Source organism: Massilia endophytica, assembly GCF_021165955.1.
GTDB classification, from domain to species: Bacteria; Pseudomonadota; Gammaproteobacteria; order Burkholderiales; family Burkholderiaceae_D; genus Rugamonas; species Rugamonas endophytica.
The window spans coordinates 3813934-3835416 of record NZ_CP088952.1 but is presented as its reverse complement, the minus strand read 5'-3'; the positions used below and the strand labels follow the sequence as shown (position 1 = coordinate 3835416).

Sequence of the window (21483 nt, the reverse complement as noted above, 5' to 3'; positions counted from 1 at the left end):
TCCATGGCGCTGGATGTGTATCTGCAGATCGACGGTATTCGGGGCGAATCGGCTGATTCGGCTCACCAGGGGTGGATCGAGGTGACTTCTGCTCATTGGGGCGTAACGCAGCCGAGGAGCGCAACCGCGTCGACAGGTGGAGGGCATACCGCTGAACGTTGCGAACACCGGACGCTGTCGCTATCGAAGATCACGGACCTTTCCTCACCGATTCTCATGCAGACCTGCTCGACGGGGCGGACTATCCCGAAAGCCAAGCTTGAATTCATGCGTGCCGATGGTGAAGGGAGGCCCGTCAAGTATTACGAGGTGGAGCTGGAGAACGTAATGATCTCCAGCATGGACCAGATGCTCGGGGATAGCGGTCTTCTTCAAGACGATATTGGCCTCCGCTTCTCGAAAGTCAAATGGAGGTACACACAGCAGAGGATTGGTGGCGGCATAGGTGGCAACACAACTGGCGGCTGGGATCTTGCTGGCTGCAAGTGCGCGTAGCGGAGCCGGTAATGCTTGAAGTCCAACCGAAGGACTCGCGCGGCTACTTCATGTTGCCCCAGGCGCCAGAAGACGCTGGCTACTACGTGTACGGAATGATAGGCAACCGGCCTAACACCGGTCACTTGGCTCAGTATGCCCATCCGAACCTGATGTCCTTGATCTTCTATATCGAGCGCGAGTGGCAGGCTATCGATGATCGGAAGTTCGGCATTGGTAACATCTGTGTGGCTGGTGGGGGCAAGTATGACAAACATGCTAGCCACAAGAAGGGCATAGAGATGGATTGCCGTCCCGTCCGGAAGGACGGGATGATTGGCCAGGCCGCGCGGGTTTCATTGAACGATGCAGTGTATGACCGGACCGCAACCACGAAGCTCATTCGACTGTTTGTAGATCATCCGATGGTCCGAATTGTCTACTTCAACGATGACAAAGTGCAGCACGCGCTTGGCAGTCGTGTAAGGTCATGGCCCGGCCATGATGACCACTTTCACGTCGAAATCTGGGAGCGCCCATGAATTGGTATCGCATTTGCATTGCTAGCGCACTTGCGCTGTTTTCCCTCGCTCACGCCACCGAGAGGAAGGAGGAGGGCTCGCCTCCGAAGGCCCTGAGCGGTGATTACCAGATCTACGGCGGCACCTTGTCCGAGATGCAGGCACCCACTGCTAGAGACCGTAAGGTGGCATTCATGTTCAAGGGGCCGCTGGCAAAAGACCTGTTCAACCAGATCGGTCCGGACGCGAAGGACGCGTGCAGCGCGGCCACAGGCTACCGCGAAAGGCGGAGGGGACACCTCGTCTGCACCCGCGATGAAGATGGGTATCTGTGCTACTTCGGCCTGGATGTCCCGACAGGCAAAAGCACTTATGGCGTCATCTGCTAGAGCACATCATGATGCTGGCGGGCGGGCATAGCTCACCGTCAGCATCTCCCACTGGTGCCCATCGGGCTCGTTCCAATAGACCATCTTGCCGCCGTAGTCCGTGTTGATCTTCAGGTCAACCGGGCCGTGCACGGCGCTGCGGTAGGGAATGCCGCGCGCCTTCAGGCGTTCCAGGGTGGCGTCGAACTCCGTATCGCTCAGGCGGAAGCAGAAGTGGTAGACGGGGAAGTCCTCGTCCGTATCGATGAAGTCCAGCGTGAGGCCGTTATTGACGTAGACCGCCGCGAAGGGCCCAAGGCTCTGCGGCGTCCAGTGCACGCCCAGCAGTTCGGCCAGCAGCCGGGCCGATTCGGCCTTGTGCCGCGACGGGACAATGGTGTGATCCAGTTCGATAGCCATGGCGTTCTCCCGGTCGATGACAGAACCCCATGATAAACAAAAAGCCGCGCGTGCTAAAGTTGTCCGGGTTGATACTCACATGGAGCTCCCTTGAAGACTATAGGCCTAATCGGCGGCATGAGCTGGGAATCCACCGTGCCCTACTATCGCCAGATCAATGAAACGATCAAGGAACGGTTGGGCGGCCTGCATTCGGCCAGGCTCGTTCTTTACAGCGTCGACTTCCACGAGATAGAACAGCTTCAGCGTGACGGTGACTGGGACGCGGCAGGCGACATTCTGGCGAGGGCCGCACGTTCGCTCGAGGCTGCGGGCGCGGAGTTCCTGGTGCTCTGCACGAATACGATGCACAAGGTCGCCCAGGCTATTGAAGCCGCCGTCGCCATTCCCTTGCTGCATATCGCCGATCCGACCGGAGCCGGAATACGGCAGGCAGGATACAGCGCCGTGGGCCTGCTCGGCACGCGCTTCACCATGGAGCAGGCCTTCTATCGCGACAGGCTGCGCGAACGCCATGGATTGCGGGTGCTTGTGCCGGAAACGCAGGACCGCGAGACCGTGCACCGCATCATCTACGAAGAGCTCTGCCTGGGTGTGGTGAAAGCTGAGTCGCGGACGGAGTATCGGAAGATCATGCAGGGACTGGTCAAGCAGGGCGCCCAGGCGATCATCCTGGGGTGCACGGAGATTTCGCTTCTGGTGAGCCAGCAGGACGCGGACGTTCCCCTGTTCGACACGACGGCCATCCACGCCCGGGCCGCCGCGGAGGAGGCGCTTGCAGAGCACAGGCCATAAGGAAAAAGCCGCTGTCCTTGCGGAACAGCGGCTTTTTTCCTATGCCGGATCAGGGATCGAGCGGGTCCCAGGGATCGACACGCAGGGACTTCAGGGACGGCCTGAACTCCAGTTCAAACGGCGACAGGCGGGGGCCGACAACGCCGGGGTGGTAGCCCAGCTCGGCCGGGTTACGCGCCGCGAACTCCGGGCTTTCGATGTAGCGGCTCTGGCTCGGGTTGGCCACGATCAGGGTCGGCTTGTCGATCGGCGCGCCCATGGCCGCCAGCTCGCGCGTCACGTTGCGCAGGTTGGTGGTCGTATGGCGCGCATACGGCTCGATGACGATGCGGTCCGCCGGCACGTTGTAGCGTTCGATCAGCTGCTTGCGCATTTCCACGGCTTCCACGAAGTGCGAGCCTTTAGGATGCACCGCCGCGCCGCTGACGACGATGAAGGCCGTATTGCCCTCGGCGAAGCGGTTGGCCGCGACCTTCATGTGCAGCTTGCCGCGTGCGCTCATCGAGATGGCCGGGTTTTCCGGTCCCACGCCGGGGATGATGATCGCCGTGTACTTGTAGCGCTTCCAGTCGATAGTACGCGCAAGCGCGAACGGCGCGGTGTTCAGGCCCTTGTCGAGCGGCTCGAACTGCACGGCGTCGTTGCGCTCGTTCACGTCGATGAGCGCAATGGCCAGCGGAATGCTCGGATCCAGGTTGACACCCGGGTCGTTGCGTCCGGCATCGGCCAGCCAGAGGGCGTCCGCCACGAGCACCTTGAACTCCTCGCTGCCGGGCTTTTCCACCGGGCCGTCGATCATGGGGTAGCGCGTTTCGTTGCCGAAGCCGTAGGTCTGCAGGATGGCGTTCAGGCCGCGCAGCTCGCGCACGACCTGGGCCTTGGCCCCGTCGTCGAACACGACGGGCCGCTTGCCGGGCGTGGCCGGCAGGGCGGCCACGGCGCCCGCCACCGCATCCATTTCCTCGTCGTTCCAGGTGGATGCCAGGAACAGGCACTTGGACGCCTGCTGGCAGGCGTCGATGCGTTTCTTCCGCGTGTCCAGCACGGCGGCCAGGCGCTCGGGCACCTTGCCTGCCTGCAGGCTCGATACCGCCGGGAACATGCGTTCCGCCATCAGGCTCCAGTGCTTGTCGCGCACGGCGGCTTGCGAGGGAAGGGCGATGGCCAGCGCCATCGCGAACAGAAAATGCTTTTTCATGTGAAATCGATCCTTGGTTGAGGTCCTTACCATGCCTTGCTCACGACCAGGCGTGCGCTGCGGCCGAACACGGGGCGGCCGTAGATGGCCGTGTTGCTGCCCTGGCCGGCTAGCGCATCGGTACGCGGATTGCCTTCGGTAAGGCCCTTGGCGTTGGTCAGGTTGTCGCCGGTGAGCAGCACCTGCCAGTCGCCGCGCGTCACGGAGATGCCGGCGCCGATCGTGTGGTAGGACGGCAGCACGGTGGTGTTGAACAGGTCGACATAGCGCTTGCCGGTGAAGGAATAGCTGCCGAACACGTCCACCACCTTGTCGCCGGCGGTGAAGCTGTAGCTCGGGCGGATATTGCCGAACACTTTTGGCTCCCGCACGATCTGGTTGCCGACCACGCGCGACGGATCGGCGCCGGAGGCGTTCACGAAGTTCTTGTACTTCGGATCCTGCACCGTCACCGAACCGCTCAGGACCAGGCCCTTGGCCAGATGCCAGGCGCCGTCGATTTCGGCGCCATTGATGGTGGCTTCGCCGAAGAAGGGCAGGGTCTGGTCGTTGCGGCCGGTCTGCGGATTGAAGGCGATGAAGGAGCTGTTCAGCGGCTTGAACTGGGCACGGAAGCCGGTGATGTACAGGTAGGAGGCGCCAAAGGTCGTCTTGAAGCCTACCTCGTACTGGTTGGCCTTGGTGGTCAGGATCAGTGCCGAGACCGACGAGGCGTTCTGCATGGTCGGCGGCACCTCCAGGTGCGAGGCGCGCACATAGCCGCCGAACATGCTGGAGAAGTCGTAGTTGGCGCCTACCGTCCAGTTGGTGGTGTGCGGCTTGATGACATTGTTCTGGCGCTCGCCCGTGAAGGCGCGCGTCGCGTTGTCGGCCAGGGTGGCCTTGTCCCCCAGGTCCACCTGCTTGGTCAGCAGGGCCCAGCCGTCATAGTTGTAGCGCTCGGTACGCACGCCCGCGTCGAGGCGCAGCCTGTCGCTCACCTCCCAGGTGTCGTTCACGTACAGCGCCGCCATCTTGGCATCCACGTCGCCCTGGTTCAGGGTGGTGGTGTAGCGCAGCACGCCCTTGTCCGTGACGGAGCCGAGCACCGCGCCGGTGGCGGAGTAGGCGATCAGGTCGAGGGTGCGCGGCTGGTTGTGCAGCTCGATCAGCATGTCGTTGTACTGGGAGCGGCTGGTGGAGCCGTAAATGCTGCCGTAGAAGCCCACTTTCACGTCATGCTTGCCCAAACCGGTTTGGACACTGCGCGTGAAATTGATGTCGGTCTGATGCGAATAGAAGTCCGCCTGCAGGTTGCGGAATTGGCCTTGCATCACGAGGCCGCCTGCCGCAGCCGGATCGTATGCCTGCGCGCCATTGGTGCCGGAGAGGGCATAGCCGAGATGGTCCACGGCGCCGAAGGCGGTCCTGGCGGCGGCCAGGAAGCCGTTGGCGAAGGTCGTCGCGGTGGCGGGGTTGGAGGTCGAATAGAAGGCGTCGAAGTCCAGCTTGCCCTTGGTGAAGCCGGCCTTGGCCGACAGTTCCCATTCGCCCACGGCGCCTTCGAACTGCAGGCCGATATTGCCGAACTTCAGGTGGCGGCCGTTGGCCAGGTCGCGCTGGTCGGTGCGCTGCGCGCCGTTGCCTTCCTGGTTTTTCATGGGGACATTGCGCAGGGCCGGCGAATTCATCGTGCCCTTGAAGTAGTCGATGTAGCCGTCGAGCGACTGGGCAGGGTTGCGCGGATCGGATACCGGAATCGGCAGGTAGAACACATTGTGGTCGTTCAGGAAGTTGGCGCTCAGCTTCCAGGTGCCCGCATCCGTCAGGTGCTTGATGTTGGCGCGGATCTGGCCGCCGCGGTCGTTGGGGAAGCCGGGGTCGCGGTGGCCGTCGTCTTCGCGCACGAAGCCGCCGATGGCGTAGAAGGTGCGGTCGTCGATCTTGCCGGACTGGACCGCGTCAATACGCTTGAGGCCGGTGGTACCGAGCGACACCTGGGCCTTGCCCTGGGTCTTGTTACCGCCCGTCACCGTGGTGCTGTTGATGATGGCCGCGGCCTGGCTGGCGTAGATCGGCGCCGGGCCGCCGCGCACCACTTCCAGCGTCTTCGTCATCAGGTCGTAGCGGTTCATGCTGTCGCCGCGGAAGAAGTAGCCGTTAATCTCCGTCATCAGCGGCAGGCCGTCCTGCTGGAACAGGGCGTAGCCGTCGTCGGTGGGAATGCCGCGCACCCGCGTCACGTTCTGCACTTCGCCGCCGGTCGCTTCCACCTGGATGCCCGGCAGCTTGCCGAGCAGGTCGGCCATGTTCAGGGGCGCGAGCTTCTGCACATTGGCCTGCGACAGCGCATTGACCGCATAGGACACGTCGAAGCGGCGTTGCGGGCGCGCCGAGCCGGTCACCACCACGACCTGCGAATCGGGGGTCTCGGCCGCCTGTTCCGCCACCGGCGTCTCGGCCGACGTGGCCTGGGCAAAGACGGGCGTGGACAGCGCGTACAGTGCGCCGATCGCGCAAGCCAGAGTTGTTCTAGAGGTGTTCATTTTTGTTCTCCCTAATTGATATGCGGACCGACTTCGTCCTTGTGGTACAGCCCAGAAAACTTCAAACCGAAAAACAGGATGAAGGCGTAACACGCCGCCGGCACCAGGAACGAGTGCTGCAGGCCGACGGCATCGGCCAGCACGCCCTGGGCGAACGGCACCAGCGCACCGCCGACGATCGCCATGCACAAGATGCCGGACGCCTGCCCCGTCAGTGTCCCTACCCGGTGCAGCGCCATGCTGAAAATGGTGGGGAACATGATCGAATTGCACAGGCCGACTGCCAGGATGGCCCACATGGCAGCCCGGCCGTGGCCGAAGACGGCGGCCAGCACCAGCGCAATGGCGCTGGCCGCGGTGAACGCGAGCGCCTTGCCGGGGCTCACGGAGCGCATGACGGCAAAGCCGATGAAGCGCCCGACCATGGCGCCGCCCCAGTAGTAGCTGACGTAATGCGCCGCGTCGGCCGGGTTCAGGGCGGCGATCGCCGGCATCTCGAGGAAATTGATGAGGAAGCTGCCGATGCTCACTTCCGCGCCCACGTACAGGAAAATGCCCAGTACTCCCAGCACCAGGTTCCGGTGGGCCAGCAGGGAGCGCGCGCCATGGCGCGGCAGGGCCGCATCGTCGGCATGCTCGATTATGGGCAGCCGGGCCACTGCGAACAGGCACGCCAGCAGGAGGAGGGCAGTGGCGAGCACCAGGTAGGGCAGCTGTACGCTGGCCGCCTGGCCCGCCGCATCGCCCGCGAGCGTCCCCGACAGGATCAGGATGCCGCCCAGCGCGGGCGCAATCGTGGTGCCCAGGGAGTTGAAGGCCTGCGTCAGCGTGAGCCGGCTGGACGCCGTCTTCGGCGCGCCGAGCGCCGCCACATAGGGATTGGCCGCCACCTGTAGGATCGTGATGCCCGCAGCCAGCACGAAGAAGCCGAACAGGAAGAGCCCATAGCCGCCGGTCGCGGCCGGGTAGAACAGGGCGCAGCCCGCCGCCGCGACCGCCAGTCCGGTCACGGCGCCGTACTGGTAACCGATCTTCCTGATCAGCATCCCTGCCGGCAGGGAAACGAGGAAGTAGGCGCCGAAGAAGCAGAACTGCACCAGCATGGCCTGGCTGTAGCTCAGCGCATAGAGCGCCTTCAGGTGCGGGATCAGCACGTCGTTCAGGGCGGTGAGCAGCCCCCACATGAAGAAGAGGGTCGTGACGATGACGAGCGGGCCGGTGGCGCCGGCCGCAGCCTGCTCCGGCTGCCGTGGCGGGTATTGCGATATGTGTTCCATGCGATGGTTTCCTGTCGGGTGTTGAGCGGATCAGGCCAGGCCTGCTTCGAGTTCGTCGAACAGCCGCTGCATGTCGGCCGGGCGCGGGGGCGTCGCGCCGGCCTGCAGGCAGGCAGCGGAACCGGCAGCGAGCGCGGCATGCAGGTGGGCTTGCAGGGAGCGGCCGGGATGGCGGGCAAGGCTGTGCAGCAGGCCGGCCACGCTGGCGTCGCCCGCGCCGACCGTGTCGGCCACGGCGACCCTGGGCGCGGCCGCGTCGCAGCACTGCGAGCCGAGGAAGAGGCTGGCGCCCTGGCCGCCGCGCGTCAGCAGGCAGCAGGCGGCGGGGTTGAAGGTGCGCAGCCGCTGCAGCGCCACCTCCGGCCCGAGGCTGGGGAACAGCCCGCGCAGGTCCTCGTCGGAGACCTTGATCACGTCGGCCAGCGTGGCCATGCGCTGCAGCGTGGGCGCGTGGCGCTCGTCCATCACCTTGCGGTAGTTCGGGTCGTAGCTGATCCGCACGCCCTGCGCCTTCAGCTGCTGCGCCAGCGAGACCAGCTTCGAGGCCAGCGGCTCGCGCACCAGGCTGATGCCGCCGAAATGGGCCCAGCGCAAGGCCAGCGACCAGCCGTCGGGCAGCGCGGCGGGATCGAAGTGCAGGTCGGCGCTGTCGTCGCCGATGAAGAAATAGCTCGGGGGTTCGCTGCGTTCCACCACGGCCAGCAGCGGCGAATGCGGTACGCGCTGCAGCAGGCGCAGGTCCAGGCCCACCTCTTCGCTGGCGGCCCACAGCGCGTCGCCGAAGCGGTCGCAGCTGATGGCGCCGGCGAAGGCGGCCGGCTCGCCCAGCACGGCGAGGGCGCGCGCCACGTTCCAGCCCGAGCCGCCCACGCGGCTGACCCACTGTTCGCCGCCCTGGTTGATCAGGTCGGTCAGCGCCTCGCCGGCGCACAGCATCGCCGGTGCGTCACGCATGGCCGGCCTGCTCCAGCGCGGCCACGATGTCGTAGCAGGCGCCCATGGTGTGGTAGTCCACCTTGCCGGCCGGGCTCTTCTCTTCGCTCAGCTTGCGGTTCTCCCGGTCCAGGATGCGGAACCAGGCGCCGTACTCGTGGTCGACGAAGTGGGTCCAGCTGTATGCCCACAGGCGCTGGTACCAGTCCCAGTAGGCCGCATTGCCCGTGCGCTGCGCCAGCAGGGCGGCCGCGGCCGCGCTCTCGGCCTGCACCCAGAAATACTTGTGGCCGTCGCACACGCTCAGGTCCGGCGCCAGCGAATAGCACAGGCCGCCGTACTCGGCATCCCAGGCCTTGTCCACCGCCACCGCGAACAGCCGTTCCGCGGTCGGCAGCAGCCAGCCCAGGTCATGCTCAAGCACGCCCCGGGCGCGCGCTTCCAGCTGCACCAGCAGCTTGGCCCATTCCGTGAAGTGGCCCGGCTGGTAGCCCCAGGGACGGAACAGGTTTTCCGGATCGTCGATATTGAAGCTCCAGTCGGGCTGCCATTGCGCGTCGTAGTGCTCCCAGACCAGGCCGCCGCAGCGCGCGGCCTGCCGTTGGGTGATGTGGCTGGCGACGGTGTAGGCGCGCTCCAGATAGCGCCGTTCGCCGGTCGCCTGGTAGGCCGCCTGCAGGGCCTCGCAGGCGTGCATATTGGCGTTCTGGCCGCGGTAGGGGGACAGCAAGCTCCAGTCCTGGCTCGCTTCGTCCGCGTACAGGCCCGCCTGGGCATCCCAGAAACGCGCTTCCATCAGCTCGAAGGTCTCGCCGATCCATGGCCGGGCCTCGTCCAGCCCTGCCATGCTGGCATGGGCATAGGCGAGCAGCACGAAGGCCAGGCCGTAGGCGTGCTGCGTGCCGTCCGCCACCTCATGCCCTTCCAGTGTCCAGGCGTAGCCGCTGCCGTCGGCGTTGCGGTGCACGTCGCGCAGGAAACGCAGCGCATGGGCGGTTCCTTCGCGGTAGGCCGGATAGCTGAAATGGCGGTAGGCCATGGCGTAGGTGAAGACGAACCGTGTGCTGCTGACCAGGTGGCGGTGGCGGGTGTCGTAGACGGTGCCGTCGTCCATGAAGTAGTGATAGAGGCCGCCGGACGGATCGATCGCGCGCGGATGGTAGAAGCACATGGTGTGCCGCGCATGGTCGAGCAGGACGGAGGGACTACGGAAGTTCGGGAGTTTGCGCATACGGTTTTCGTTTTGGAGCCGTCTTCAGTGTTCGCCGCTGCTGGCGCGGACGATGAGCTCGACGGGGGCGGTGATGTGGGACGGATTCTCTTCCGGCGGGTTCAGGAGCAGCTCGACGCCAGCGCGGCCCAGCGCCTCCTTCCCTACGCGAACGGTGCTCAGCGGGGGGATGGCCGCGGCGGCGGCGGCGATGTCATCGAAGCCGACAACGGCAAGATCCTGCGGCACCTTCACGCCGGCGTTCCGGCAGTACTTGAGGGCGGCCAGTGCGGCGCTGTCGTTGTAGCAGAACACGGCATCGGCGGGCTCTGGCAGGCTGAGCAGGCTGCGCATCGCTTCGGCCACACCGGCATCGCCCTCGCCCATGGCGGACACGCACACTTCCAGGTCAGGGTCGGCGTAAACCTTGGCATCGAACAAGGCCTGCCGGAAGCCCCGGTTGCGCTGCTGGATACTGTAATGGGCCAGCGATCCGGACAGCATGGCGATGCGCCGCCGGCCGCTGCGCAGCAGGTGCTGGGTGGCCAGGTAGCCGCCGCGCATATTGTCCGGGTTGACCGAGGTGAAGCCGCGCTGGTGCATGTCCACGAGCACGATCGGGCGGCCGAACTGCTGCAGCGCGGCCAGGACCTCCGGTTCGACGAAACCGGCGCAAACGATTGCGTCAGGCTGATGCAAACGGATTTGGGCCAGCACTGGATCTGCGGCGCTGACGGCAATGAAGGAGAGGGCAATGCCCTGGTGCCGGCAGGCTTCTTCCGCCCCTTGCAGCACGGGCGAGAAAAAGGGACTGGAGGAGAGGGTGTTGTGCTGGCTGTGCAGCAGGAAGGCGATGCGCCGGATCCGGCCCTTCTTCAACTGCGAGAAGTCATAGCCCAGCCGGAGAGCGGCGTCGCGCACCTTGGCGCGCGTTTCCTCGGTCATGCCAACCTGATTCTTCAGCGCGCGCGACACGGTGCCGATCGACAGTCCGGTCGCATTCGCGATACCGCGCAGGGTCGCCTGGCTCATGCCTGCGCCCCCTTGGAATACAGCTGGCTGCCAGGTGTGCCATGCATGGAATTCAATTGCATGCAGAGTCTCCGTTATCGGTTTTAATAAACGCCTATGGCTGCGTTTCGCGGAATGCGTGCCGCCTTGCTTGGCGCGTTCCTGCTGGGTTCTTTTATAACAGTGCCCTTTTGACAGAGTCAATTAAGGATGAGGAAAGGGTCTGTTTTTAGTCTGTTTAGTAAACAACGATGTCGCGAACTGGCATCTTGCGCAGGACTCGCGTTGTTTCTCGTGATGGGGAGGGGGCAGGGAGGAAGTACAGCGCAGCGCCGGCGCCATAACAAAAAAGCCGTTGATTCAGCTGAATCAACGGCTTCCGAATTCTTGGTGGTGATAGGTGGACTTGAACCACCGACCCTAGCATTATGAATGCTATGCTCTAACCAACTGAGCTATATCACCGCGAGAGGCATTATTATCGTCGCTGATCCGGACCTTGTCAAGAAAGCGCAACGACATTTTTTGAACTTTTCTGGTGCTTATTGAAGTTTTTGCATGCACTGGTCCAGGATCTGCGCCGTGGCATCGGGCGCCAGGCAGTCAATGACCGTCCGCTCGGGCATGGCGCGCAGCCAGGTGAGCTGGCGCTTGGCCAGCTGGCGCGTGGCGATGATGCCCGTTTCGCGCATCTGCGCGTAGTCGATCTTCCCGTCCAGGTATTCCCACACCTGGCGGTAGCCCACGCAGCGCATCGAAGGCAGGCCGGGATCGAGGTCGCCGCGCGCCCGCAGGCCTTCCACTTCGCGGATCAGCGCATCGTTCTCCAGCATGATGTCGAAGCGGCGCGCGATGCGCTCGTGCAGCACGGCGCGGTCCGAAGGCTCCAGCGCGAGCGACAGCAGCTCGAAGGGCAGCTCGCTCTTCTCGCGCTTCGCCAGCAGTTCGGACATGGGCCGCCCGCTCAGTTCAATGATTTCCAGCGCGCGCTGGATGCGCTGCGCGTCGTTGGGCTTCAGGCGCGCCGCCGTGGCGGGGTCGAGCTGCGCCAGCCTTGCGTGCAGCGCGGGCCAGCCCCGCTGCGCCGCCTCCTGTTCCAGCGCCACGCGCAGTGCGGGATCGGCGCCCGGCAGGTCGTCCAGCCCGTCCTGCAGGCCTTTGTAGTACAGCATGGTGCCGCCGACCAGCAGCGGCAGCTTCCCGCGCGCGACGATTTCGTCCACCAGGCGCAGGGTGGCATCGCGGAACTGCGCCACCGAATAGCTCTCGAGCGGGTCGATGATGTCGATGAGGTGGTGCGGCACGGCCGCCAGTTCCTCGCGCGTGGGCTTGGCCGTGCCGATATCCATACCCCGGTAGACCAGGGCGGAATCGACGGAGATGATCTCGGCGGGAATGCGTTCGGCAATTGCCAGCGCCGCTGCCGTCTTGCCGGAGGCGGTCGGCCCCATGATGGCGACCGCCAGCGGACGCGATGACTGCTTCATAAGGATTTACTGGCCGCGCAGGAAAAGCTTGTCCAGCGCGCTGATCTCCACCTGCACCCAGGTCGGGCGTCCGTGATTGCACTGGTCGGCACGCTCGGTGTCTTCCATCTGGCGCAGCAGGGCGTTCATTTCGGGCTGGGTGAGGATGCGGTTGGCGCGCACCGCCGTGTGGCAGGCCAGCGTGCCAAGCAGCTCGTTACGCCGTTCGATCAGGATGCGCGAGCCGCCGTATTCGCGCACATCGCGCAGCACGTCGCGCGCCAGGGTCTGGGCGTCGGCGTTCTTCAGCAGGGCGGGAACGGAGCGCACGGCCAGCGTGGTCGGCGAGAGCACCGCGATATCGAAGCCGAGCGTGGTGAGCGTTTCCCCGTGTTCCTGCACGGTGCCCACTTCCACCGCATCGGCATAGAAGGTGACGGGAATCAGCAGGGACTGCACCTGCATGTCCGTGCCCGCGATCTGCGCGTCGAGCGCGTTCTTCAGCTGCTCGTACAGGATGCGTTCGTGCGCGGCATGCATGTCCACCAGCACCAGGCCCTTGCTGTTCTGGGCAAGGATATAGATGCCGTGCAGCTGGGCCAGCGCGAAGCCGAGCGGGAATTCGTCCTGCGACATGGCGGAGGAGGAAGCCACATAGGGCGCCGCCTCCGGCATGGCGTATTCGCGGCGCGGCGCGGCTTCGCCGTCCGGCTGCGCGGCGAACAGGGCGCCGTAGCGCTCCGTGCTCTGGGCCACGCCGGCGCCGCTGCCATTGCGCGCGAAGGGCGATGGCGAGAAGGTGGGCGTGTAGTCCGGCTTCAGGATGGAGCCGAAGGAGGTCTGCTCCTGCGGACGCCATACGGGGCCGCCGCCGAGCGTATCCGCCGCGGGCAGGGGCGAGGGCACGCTGCCGTGGGCGGTGGCCGAGGTCTGCGCCAGTGCGCGCTGCACAGCATGGAACACGAACTGGTGCACCGCGCGGCTGTCGCGGAAGCGCACTTCGATCTTGGAGGGGTGCACGTTCACGTCCACCAGGGCCGGGTCGAGATCGAGCGCCAGCACGTAGGAGGGGAAGCGGTCGCCGTGCAGCACGTCTTCATAGGCGGCGCGTACGGCGTGCACCAGCAGCTTGTCGCGCACGAAGCGGCCGTTGACGTAGAAGTACTGGCAGTCGGCGCGCGCCTTGGATGCGGTAGGCAGGCCCGCGAAGCCGTGCAGGCGCAGCACGCCCGAGCCTTCGTCGATGGCCAGGCGCGCTTCGGCGAAGGTCTCGCCCAGGATCTGGGCGCTGCGCTTGGCCATGTCGCTCACCATCCAGTGGTCCACGGTGCGGCCGTTGTGCGAGAGGGTGAAGGCGACGTCCGGCCGCGCCAGCGCAATGCGGCGCACGACTTCGGCGCAGTGTCCGAATTCCGTCTGCTCGGATTTCAGGAACTTGCGGCGCGCGGGCGTATTGAAATACAGGTCGCGCACATCGACCGTGGTGCCCTGCGAACCGGAGGAGGGCACCACGGTGCCAAGGTGCGAGCCTTCGATTTCCCAGGCGTGGGCCGCGTCGGCGGTGCGAGAGGTCAGGGTGACGGCGGCAACGGAGGCGATGGAGGCCAGCGCCTCGCCCCGGAAGCCGAGGGTGCCCACGTTCTCCAGGTCGTCCAGCGAGGCGATCTTGGAGGTGGCGTGGCGCGCCAGGGCGAGGGGCATCTGGTCCGGCGGGATGCCCCGGCCGTTGTCGGTGATGCAGATGCGTTTGACGCCGCCTTCCTCCAGCCGCACGGTGATCTGGGTGGAACCCGCATCGAGCGCGTTTTCCAGCAGTTCCTTGACGACGGCGGAGGGGCGTTCAACGACCTCGCCCGCGGCAATCTGCGAAATCAGCTGGTCGGGCAGGGCGCGGATCGGGCGCGGCGGGGTCGGGGCGTTCATGGGGCGTGATTATAACTTGGCTATTTGCCTTGCTCGCGAACCGGGATGGTCACGTTGCAAAGATCCACATGGCCTGCGGCCACCTTGGTCCAGGGACCGCCGCGGTTGCGCTGGGCTTCGGCAATGGCCTTGAAGCTGGCCGAGTCGGTGCGCATCACTTCCAGCTTGCTGCGCTCGGCCTCTGGCACATCCGCCGCCACCCGCACGGACTTGATGGCCACCATTTTCTCCGGCTTGTCGTAGAAGCCCATGGGGGCCGGGCCGCGCGGCAGGGTGGAGAGCAGGGGCATGCCTTCGACCACGCGGCCGACGACGGTGATATTGCGGTCCAGCTGGCGCGGGGCATTGCCGATCACGGCGTACAGGGCGCCGCCGTTGCCGCTGTCGGACTCGTTGCCGCGTCCCACGCCCACCATGCCGTAGCAGTGGGTGAGCCAGGCTTGGCCGCTCTTCGGGTCGCGCGCGGAGGGGAAGCCGTTCGAATGGCCGACCTGGGGCGCGTAGCCGTCCTTGTCCGGCAGGCGGGTGAACTGCCTGTCGTTCTTCAGGGGAACGGTGAATTCGCCTTCCAGCTTCTCCTTGGCCGTTTTCAGCGGTTTCGGCTTGTCCTCGTTCGGGTCGCCCCACTGGGCCACGAAATTGTCCTGGGAGCGCAGGATGGCCAGGCCGTCGAAATAGTTCTCCCGAGCCATGGTTTTGATATTCGCCACATGGTTGGGGGCGAAAACGGGGGAGAGTTCGATAACGATGCGTCCGCCCGGCACTTCCATGTAAAGGGTGTTTTCGGCGTCCAGCGGGCGCCATTCGGAAGGCTTGGAAGCCTTGATCACGTCGCCAACCGAGGGCTTGGGCGGCAATTCGGCGGCAGACAGGGGCAGGGCGAGCAGCGCGAGCGCGGCGGGCAGGGCTTTCAAAACTTGCATCCAGGAATCTCCTTCGAGGGTGGGCCGCTTGCTGGGCAAAGTCGAAGAATTGTAAACTGGAACGTGAACGGTTTGGAAACTCCCGCCCCCGCCTGCCCGCTGGTGTATGATTCCCGCCGCAACCTTTTGGGATATTTATGGATTTCGTTCAATTGCTGGACATGCTGGTTCACGTCGACAAGGCGCTGGGCCAGCTGATTGCGCAGTACGGCACCCTGATCTACGCGGTATTGTTTTTCATCATCTTCGCCGAGACGGGTCTGGTCGTGCTGTTCTTCTTCCCCGGCGATACCTTGCTCTTCATTGCGGGCGCCTTCTGCGCGACGGGTGAACTGCATCTCGGCCTGCTGATCTTCCTCCTGGTCACGGCGGCCATTCTCGGCAATACCACCAATTACTGGATAGGCGAGGCCATCGGGCAACGCATGTTTACCCACGATTACCGCTGGATCAACAAGGATGCGCTGCAGCGCACCCATAACTTCTTCGAAAAGCACGGCGGCAAGACCATCATCCTGGCCCGCTTCGTGCCCGTGGTGCGCACCTTCGCTCCCTTTGTGGCGGGCGTGTCCGACATGACACTGGTGCGTTTCCAGCTCTATAACGTGACGGGCGCCCTGCTGTGGGTGGTGTCGCTCACCGTGGCGGGCTACTTCTTCGGCAATATTCCCATGGTGCGCGACCACCTGACGGCCATCGTGCTGTTCGGCGTCGGCGTCGCCGTTGTCCCTATGGCATTGGGCGCGGCCTGGAAGATCGGCCGCAAAGTTCTGGGGCGCTGAAAGGCTCAAGTTTTTCCCCAGCGCATCCGTTAACCGGAATAATGCTTCTTCTCTTTCCGGATTGCCATGCGTACCCTCATCGCCCTGACTGCCAGCTGTCTCCTCGTCGGGACTGCGAGCGCCAAAGACGCCCCGGCCTCCGCGGCCAAGGGTGCGGGCGCAGCCAGCGCCGCCTCGGCGGCGGCGTCCGCGCCGGCCGCCAGCGCACCGGCGCTGCCGGCCATCAAGCCCGTGGTCAAGCCCGCCCGCAAGCTCACTCCGCGCCAGCAGGAAGAGCAGGCGGAGGCTGAGCTCTCCGCCAAGATCGCCGAGCGCCTGGCCGAGATGCGCGCCAACCAGGCGGCCCGCATTGCCGCTGCCGCCAAGGCCAAGAAGGAACGCGAGGCGCGCGAAGCCAAGGCCCGCCTGGCCGCCGCCTCGGCGCCGCCGCCGCGCGCGACGGGCACCTACTGGACCTACGAGGGCGAGTTCGGCCCGGCCAACTGGAGCAAGATCAATTCCGACTGGGCCAAGTGCAATGGCGGCACGCGCCAGTCCCCCATCGATATCCGCGACGGCATCAAGGTCGACCTGGAGCAGATCGCCTTCGACTACCGTCCTTCCGCCTTCAGCGTCACGGACAACGGCCACACCGTGCAGGTGCAGGTCGGCGGCGGCAATTACCTGAATGTGGCGGGACGCATGTTCGAGCTGCAGCAGCTGCACTTCCACCGTCCGGCGGAAGAGCGCGTGAACGGCCGCAGCTACGAGATGGGCATCCATCTCGTGCACAAGGACGTGGAAGGCAAGATCGCCGTGCTGGCGCTGATGCTGGAGCGCGGCCGTCCCCAGCCCGCGGTGCAGACCATCTGGAACAACCTGCCGCTGGAGAAGCGCGACACCTTCACGCCCTCCATCGTGCTCGATCCGAACGACCTGCTGCCGGAGCGGCGCGACTACTACACCTATATGGGTTCGCTCAGCGAGCCGCCCTGCACCGAGGGCGTGCTGTATCTGGTGATGAAGGAAACCGTGCAGGCGTCGCCTGCGCAGCTGGCGCTGTTCAGCCGCCTCTATCCGCTGAACGCGCGCCCCGTGCAGGCCGCCGCCGGCCGCATGATCAAGGAATCGCAGTAATGGTGTGAAGGCCGGTCCACTCGGCGCCGGCCGCCAGCGCTTTCTTGTCCACCCGCGCAGGCTCGATGCAGACGAACTGCTGCCATTCCTCGTCCGCCATGTCCGCCAATGCCGCGGCGCCTTCCGCGCCCGGATTCCACACCACGAATTCCGTAAAGCCCTGCTGCTGCAGGCGCAGGCCGTTCGCGCCCGTGTGCAGGGTGAGTTCCGGGGGCGCGGCGTAGATGTTGTCCAGCTTCGGGCCGAAGGCGATGCGGCCGTCAGGCAGGCCTTCCAGCGCGCTTTCCGTGAAGGCCTTCACGGCGTAGTAGGTGTGCAGGGCGCAGGCGAAGTCCCAGTCCTCCGTATCCGTGTTGCGCACGTTGAAGCGCATCTCGATGGCGTTGCCGCGCAGGGTGAAGCGCAGCAGCAGGGCGAACTTGTGCGGCCAGCCCTGTGCCAGCGCGGGCGGCACGTTCGCTTCCGTCAGTGCGAATTCGGCCCAGGCGTCGCCGTTGTCCGCGCTGCCGATGGCGGCCAGCGTCCAGGTGGAAAGGCGTGCCACGCCATGGCGCTGGCCCGTGCCGCGCGTGGAGAACTGGGGGAAGATCACGGGCACGCCGCCACGGATGGCGGCGCTGCCGTCCAGCGGCGACTGGCGGCTCATGAACAGGCGCTCCTTCCCGTCCGCGGACTTCCACGACACGAGGTGGGCGCCATAGAGGGCGATGGTGGCTTCGGCGCCGTCTGCCGATGCGATGCGGACGGCGGGCAGTTCGCCCACGGCGAGCATTTCGTTCATGCGTCTTTCCTTGTTATGTCAGGCGGTTCTTGGCCAGCGGCGGGTTCTTGGCGAAGTAGCGGCGGATGCCTTTCACGATGGCGTCCGCAATCTGGTCCTGGTAGCCGTTGTCCAGCAGGCGCGCCTCTTCTTCCGGGTTCGAAATAAAGGCCGTTTCGACCAGGATGGACGGAATATCGGGCGCCTTCAGCACCACGAAGCCCGCCTGTTCGACGGAGCCCTTGTGCAGCTTGGCGATGCCGCCGATTTCCGTCAGCACGGCCTTGCCCACTTTCAGGCTGTCGTTGATCTGGGCGGTGGTGGAAAGGTCGAACAGCACGCTGGCCAAGTGCTTGTCGGCAGCCCGGGTATTGGCGCCGCCGATCAGGTCGGCCGTGTTCTCCTTGTTCGCCAGCCAGCGCGCGGCGGAGGAGCTGGCGCCCTTCTCGGACAGCACGAAGACGGAGGCGCCGCGCGCGCTGGGCTGCACGAAGGCGTCCGCGTGGATGGACACGAAAAGGTCCGCGTCCACCTTGCGCGCCTTCTCCACGCGCTGGGGGAGGGGCACGAAGAAGTCGCCGTCGCGCGTGAGCATCACGCGCATGTTCGGGTGCTCTTCAATCTTGAACTTCAGGCGCTTGGCAATGGCCAGCACGATGTCCTTCTCGCGGCTGCCCCGCGCGCCGATGGCGCCCGGGTCCTCGCCGCCATGGCCGGGGTCCAGCGCAATGGTCAGCATGCGCGTGAGCTTGCGGGCCGGAACCTTGGGTTCAGTCTTCTGCGGAATATCCGGACGCGGCGCCGCTTCGGACGGCACGCCGGGCGAGGCGATCTTGTTGTCCGGCAGGGGCAGCACGTCTTTCGGCGCGGGCTCCTGGCCCACGGGCGTGCCGTCCTTCGACCATTCGCCCTTTTCGATCATGGCCGCGATGGGGTCGATCTCCTGCACCGGATAGAGGTCGAAGATCAGGCGGTGCTTGTACACGCCTACCGGCGGCAGCGTGAACACCTGCGGCTTGATCTCCGCCTTCAGGTCGAACACGAGGCGCACCACGTTCGGGCGGTTCTGCCCCACGCGCACCTGCTGGATGTAGGGGTCGTTGGACTGGATCTTGGCAACCAGCGTTTTCAGCGTGGGATTGAGCTCCAGGCCTTCGATGTCCACCACCAGGCGCTCCGGGTCCTTCACGATGAAGTGGGTGGCCTTCAGGTCCGAATCGTTTTCCAGCGTGACGCGGGTGTAATCCTCGGCGGGCCAGACGCGCACGGCAAGGATCTGGGCGGCGCGCGCAGGCAGCGGCGCGAAGACGGAAAGCAGCAGCGTGCCGCCCGCCTTGAGCACGGTGCGGCGGCGGCGGGCTATGGGTTCGGCTGGAATTGGAGGCGTTGCAGGCATGACTGACCTATAGCTGAGGACGCATGCAATTCTACATCACGTCCCGCGCCCGAAATCGTCAGGAAAATGTCGATATCGGCCTTCGGCAGCACCGGTTCTCCCTTTTGCGGCCATTCCACGATGCAGATGTTGTGACCATTGAAATCCTCGCGGAAGCCCGCGTCCAGGAACTCCTCCGGGCTGCTCATGCGGTACAGGTCGTAGTGGATGATGTCCACGGCTGTCCCCTCCAGCTGCACGCGGTAGGGTTCGGAGAGCGTATAGGTTGGGCTTTTGACATTGCCGCGATGTCCCGCGGCCTGGATCAGTGCGCGGGTGAGGGCGGTCTTGCCCGCGCCGAGGTCCCCGTGCAGGTAGATGACGAGGCCGGGCGCAAGCGCGCGGGCGAGGGCGGCGCCCAGTGCGCTGGTGGCCTGTTCGTCGCGAAGGTGGGCTGTGAAGTGCTGCATCGAATAAAATGGCTGCCTGAATCCTGTTGATGCCGTGCCGATGTCCCTCTCCACCTCCCAGCTTGCCGAACTTGCCGATGCCATCAAGGCATGGGGGCGAGAACTCGGCTTTGCGGAAGTGCGGATCGCGGATATCGACCTGTCGGCCGCCGAAGCGGGCCTGCAGGCCTGGCTCGACGCGGGCATGCACGGCGAGATGGATTATATGGCAAGCCACGGCATGAAGCGCGCGCGGCCCGCCGAGCTGGTGCCGGGCACGGTGCGCGTCATCACGGCGCGCATGAACTATCTGCCCGCATCGCTGGACGAGGATTGGCGCGAACGCGAACGCGCGCGCCTGGCCGATCCCTCGGCCGCCGTGATCTCCGTCTACGCACGGGGCCGCGACTACCACAAGGTGCTGCGCGCCCGCCTGCAGCAGCTGGCGGACCGCATCCGCGCCGCCACGGGCGAATTCGGCTACCGCGTGTTCACGGATTCCGCGCCGGTGATGGAGCTGCCGCTGGCCGAAAAATCGGGGCTGGGCTGGCGCGGCAAGCACACGCTGCTCATCAACCGCAGCGCCGGGTCCATGTTCTTCATGGGCGAGATTCTCGTTGACCTGCCGCTGCCGGTGGACGAATCCACGGAAGCGCACTGCGGCCAGTGCTCCGCCTGCATTGATGTCTGCCCTACCCAGGCCATTCTGGGCCCGGGCAGGCTGGATGCGCGGCGCTGCATCTCCTATCTCACCATCGAGCTCAAAGGCGCGATACCGGAGGAGCTGCGGCCACTGATCGGGAACCGGGTCTACGGCTGCGACGATTGCCAGACCGCCTGCCCCTGGAACAAGTTCGCCCAGCGCGCCACCCTGCCGGATTTCGACGAGCGCCATGGCCTTGGCACGGCGGGCATGGTGGAGCTGTTCGGCTGGAGCGAGGAGGAGTTCAACCGCCGCATGGAGGGAAGCCCGATCCGGCGCATCGGCCATGAGCGCTGGCTGCGCAATCTTGCGGTGGGGCTGGGGAATGCCGCCGCGCTTGGCGCGCGCGGCGATGCGGCGATTGTCGCGGCGCTGGAGGCGCGCCGCGGGCATCCTTCTGAGCTAGTGCGCGAGCACGTTCTGTGGGCGCTGGCGCGCCACGCGGCCTAGCACGTAAGCCGCCGCGCCCCAGGCCAGTACCGTCACCAGCGAACCTTCCACGCCATAGGCGCCGCCGCTCAGCCATTCGGGACCGGCAGGGACTACCTGTATCCAGCCGCGTGCAGGATGGCCCGACACCGGCACGGTCAGGAAGGCATCGAACAGATAGTTCCACGCGAAGTGCATGCCGATGGCGATCCACACGCGCCGCGTGACGAGATAAACGGCCAGCAGCCCCGCACCCGCCACCGCCGTGGCGACGATGGCCAGCACGGTCACATGCTCGTTCGGCACGTGGGCCAGGGCGAAGAGCAGCACGTTGGATATGACGGCCGTGCGCAGGCCCCAATATTGTTCGGCGATGCGGAACAGGATAGCGCGGAACACCAGCTCTTCGAACGTCGCCACCAGCACCTGTTCGGGCAGCGGCTTGAGGATGGCGCGCCAGTCGCCCACGCCCTGCACCTGCATGGCGCCGCACAGCAGGAGCACGCCCGCCACGCCGATGGCCAGGGCGGCGCCGATACCGATGCCCGCGCCCAGCTCGTGCAGCACGCCGGGCCCGGACGCCTCCAGCGGCGCGCGCTGTTCCACCTTGCGCACGTAGAAGCGGTAGCCCAGCATGCAGCCCACGGCGGCCAGCAGCACGGGCCAGGCGGTGCGCATGGGCTTCGGCACAAGTTCCGACAGCAGGAGCACCAGCGCCATCGTGCCCAGCGAAGCCAGCGCGGCGAGCAGGATGCGGACGACGGGATTGGCGAGCAGCCGCTTGCGCAGCGGAGCGGGACTGGCGGCGATGGAAGTGTCCATGAT

The 21483-nt window shown here is 65.5% G+C and carries 21 protein-coding genes and 1 tRNA gene; 7 read left to right on the top strand and 15 right to left on the bottom strand.

Annotated features, from left to right (window positions below):
* The first annotated feature begins 3 nt into the window (after window positions 1-3).
* Genes LSQ66_RS17550 through LSQ66_RS17540 form a run of 3 tightly spaced genes read left to right on the top strand, consistent with a single transcriptional unit; the run spans window position 4 to window position 1384 of the window.
* Window positions 4-495: an Hcp family type VI secretion system effector gene (locus tag LSQ66_RS17550; RefSeq protein ID WP_231766478.1), complete on the top strand. Its 492-nt coding sequence runs from the start codon at window positions 4-6 to the stop codon at window positions 493-495.
* 11 nt (window positions 496-506) lie between these two features.
* The gene (locus LSQ66_RS17545) at window positions 507-1016 is read left to right on the top strand and encodes a penicillin-insensitive murein endopeptidase (protein ID WP_231766477.1); all 510 of its coding nucleotides are present in this window, start codon (window positions 507-509) and stop codon (window positions 1014-1016) included.
* Window positions 1013-1384, top strand: coding sequence for a hypothetical protein (locus LSQ66_RS17540; protein WP_231766476.1), 372 nt, complete (start codon window positions 1013-1015; stop codon window positions 1382-1384). Before LSQ66_RS17545 ends, LSQ66_RS17540 begins: the two co-directional genes overlap by 4 nt.
* 6 nt (window positions 1385-1390) lie before the next feature.
* Here LSQ66_RS17540 and LSQ66_RS17535 read toward each other — a convergent pair whose 3' ends face one another.
* Entirely contained in the window at window positions 1391-1783 is a 393-nt protein-coding gene (locus LSQ66_RS17535) for a VOC family protein (RefSeq protein ID WP_231766475.1), read from the bottom strand.
* A 90-nt stretch (window positions 1784-1873) separates the two neighbouring features.
* Between LSQ66_RS17535 and LSQ66_RS17530 the strand changes: the two genes are divergently transcribed.
* Complete coding sequence (locus LSQ66_RS17530) at window positions 1874-2578, top strand: aspartate/glutamate racemase family protein (RefSeq protein WP_231766474.1); 705 nt, start codon at window positions 1874-1876, stop codon at window positions 2576-2578.
* Window positions 2579-2627: 49 nt separating this feature from the next.
* Here LSQ66_RS17530 and LSQ66_RS17525 read toward each other — a convergent pair whose 3' ends face one another.
* From LSQ66_RS17525 to LSQ66_RS17480, 10 genes are all read right to left on the bottom strand, one after another.
* Window positions 2628-3776, bottom strand: coding sequence for an ElyC/SanA/YdcF family protein (locus LSQ66_RS17525; RefSeq protein ID WP_231766473.1), 1149 nt, complete (start codon window positions 3774-3776; stop codon window positions 2628-2630).
* A 26-nt stretch (window positions 3777-3802) separates the two neighbouring features.
* Window positions 3803-6301 (bottom strand): TonB-dependent receptor, encoded by a 2499-nt coding sequence (locus LSQ66_RS17520; RefSeq protein ID WP_231766472.1) that lies wholly within the window; start codon window positions 6299-6301, stop codon window positions 3803-3805.
* 11 nt (window positions 6302-6312) lie between these two features.
* Window positions 6313-7578, bottom strand: a complete 1266-nt coding sequence (locus LSQ66_RS17515; protein ID WP_231766471.1) for a sugar MFS transporter — start codon at window positions 7576-7578, stop codon at window positions 6313-6315.
* 30 nt (window positions 7579-7608) lie between these two features.
* Window positions 7609-8532 (bottom strand): carbohydrate kinase family protein, encoded by a 924-nt coding sequence (locus LSQ66_RS17510; RefSeq protein ID WP_231766470.1) that lies wholly within the window; start codon window positions 8530-8532, stop codon window positions 7609-7611.
* Window positions 8525-9742: an AGE family epimerase/isomerase gene (locus LSQ66_RS17505; protein ID WP_231766469.1), complete on the bottom strand. Its 1218-nt coding sequence runs from the start codon at window positions 9740-9742 to the stop codon at window positions 8525-8527. The genes LSQ66_RS17510 and LSQ66_RS17505 overlap by 8 nt, the downstream gene beginning before the upstream one ends.
* 24 nt (window positions 9743-9766) lie before the next feature.
* Window positions 9767-10753, bottom strand: coding sequence for a LacI family DNA-binding transcriptional regulator (locus LSQ66_RS17500; protein ID WP_231766468.1), 987 nt, complete (start codon window positions 10751-10753; stop codon window positions 9767-9769).
* Window positions 10754-11120: 367 nt separating this feature from the next.
* Window positions 11121-11197: transfer RNA gene (locus LSQ66_RS17495), tRNA-Met, on the bottom strand.
* A 77-nt stretch (window positions 11198-11274) separates the two neighbouring features.
* The gene (miaA, locus tag LSQ66_RS17490) at window positions 11275-12219 is read right to left on the bottom strand and encodes a tRNA (adenosine(37)-N6)-dimethylallyltransferase MiaA (RefSeq protein WP_231766467.1); all 945 of its coding nucleotides are present in this window, start codon (window positions 12217-12219) and stop codon (window positions 11275-11277) included.
* A 6-nt stretch (window positions 12220-12225) separates the two neighbouring features.
* On the bottom strand, window positions 12226-14121 hold the full coding sequence (gene mutL, locus LSQ66_RS17485) for a DNA mismatch repair endonuclease MutL (protein ID WP_231766466.1): 1896 nt from the start codon (window positions 14119-14121) through the stop codon (window positions 12226-12228).
* Window positions 14122-14141: 20 nt separating this feature from the next.
* Complete coding sequence (locus LSQ66_RS17480) at window positions 14142-15044, bottom strand: peptidylprolyl isomerase (protein ID WP_231766465.1); 903 nt, start codon at window positions 15042-15044, stop codon at window positions 14142-14144.
* Between the two features lie 137 nt (window positions 15045-15181).
* On the opposite strand from LSQ66_RS17480, the gene LSQ66_RS17475 reads away from it, so the two are divergent.
* On the top strand, window positions 15182-15826 hold the full coding sequence (locus tag LSQ66_RS17475) for a VTT domain-containing protein (RefSeq protein WP_231766464.1): 645 nt from the start codon (window positions 15182-15184) through the stop codon (window positions 15824-15826).
* A 66-nt stretch (window positions 15827-15892) separates the two neighbouring features.
* Window positions 15893-16942, top strand: a complete 1050-nt coding sequence (locus LSQ66_RS17470) for a carbonic anhydrase (protein ID WP_231766463.1) — start codon at window positions 15893-15895, stop codon at window positions 16940-16942.
* On the opposite strand, the gene LSQ66_RS17465 is transcribed toward LSQ66_RS17470, so the two are convergent.
* From LSQ66_RS17465 to tsaE, 3 genes are read right to left on the bottom strand one after another with little or no spacing between them, the layout of a single operon-like run.
* Window positions 16926-17723, bottom strand: coding sequence for a D-hexose-6-phosphate mutarotase (locus LSQ66_RS17465; protein WP_231766462.1), 798 nt, complete (start codon window positions 17721-17723; stop codon window positions 16926-16928). The two genes, LSQ66_RS17470 and LSQ66_RS17465, sit on opposite strands and share 17 nt — an antisense overlap.
* 13 nt (window positions 17724-17736) lie before the next feature.
* Window positions 17737-19098 carry an N-acetylmuramoyl-L-alanine amidase gene (locus LSQ66_RS17460; RefSeq protein ID WP_231766461.1) on the bottom strand — a complete coding sequence of 454 codons (1362 nt, stop codon included), beginning with the start codon at window positions 19096-19098 and terminating at the stop codon, window positions 17737-17739.
* Complete coding sequence (gene tsaE, locus LSQ66_RS17455) at window positions 19062-19547, bottom strand: tRNA (adenosine(37)-N6)-threonylcarbamoyltransferase complex ATPase subunit type 1 TsaE (protein WP_231766460.1); 486 nt, start codon at window positions 19545-19547, stop codon at window positions 19062-19064. Before tsaE ends, LSQ66_RS17460 begins: the two co-directional genes overlap by 37 nt.
* Before the next feature lie 40 nt (window positions 19548-19587).
* On the opposite strand from tsaE, the gene queG reads away from it, so the two are divergent.
* Window positions 19588-20679: a tRNA epoxyqueuosine(34) reductase QueG gene (gene queG, locus LSQ66_RS17450; protein ID WP_231766459.1), complete on the top strand. Its 1092-nt coding sequence runs from the start codon at window positions 19588-19590 to the stop codon at window positions 20677-20679.
* Here the strand turns inward: queG and LSQ66_RS17445 are convergent.
* Window positions 20632-21480: a CPBP family intramembrane glutamic endopeptidase gene (locus LSQ66_RS17445; protein ID WP_231766458.1), complete on the bottom strand. Its 849-nt coding sequence runs from the start codon at window positions 21478-21480 to the stop codon at window positions 20632-20634. The genes queG and LSQ66_RS17445 overlap by 48 nt on opposite strands.
* Window positions 21481-21483 lie beyond the last annotated feature (3 nt).